Annotated in this window: 1 protein-coding gene; it reads left to right on the forward strand. The window is 42.6% G+C overall.

Features of this window, described 5'->3' with window-relative positions:
- A partial coding sequence (locus LKK83_RS19445; RefSeq protein WP_324632952.1) for a Uma2 family endonuclease occupies nt 1-338 on the forward strand: 338 nt, incomplete at both ends.

The raw sequence follows: 338 nt of genomic DNA on the forward strand, positions 1-338 counted from the left end.
CCAACAACTACTGATGACCGATGTTACTTGGCAAATGTACGAACAAATTTTAGAGGAATTTGGCGAAAACCGAGGTGTGCGGATTAATTACAGTCAGGGAATGCTAGAAATCATGGTACCTTTACCCGAGCATGAAGATGATAAAGTAATGATTGCTGATTTTGTAAAAGCCATTTTGGAAGAATGCGATATGGAATTTCGCAGTCTCGGTTCGACTACATTTAAAAGCGAAAGCATGAACCAGGGACTCGAAGCGGATGACTGTTTTTATATCGAAAACGAAGCAGCAGTGCGGGGAAAAAAGCGCATCGATTTAACCGTAGACCCGCCACCGGATT

The organism is Phormidium sp. CCY1219, assembly GCF_035615515.1.
Taxonomy (GTDB): domain Bacteria; phylum Cyanobacteriota; class Cyanobacteriia; order Cyanobacteriales; family Laspinemataceae; genus CCY1219.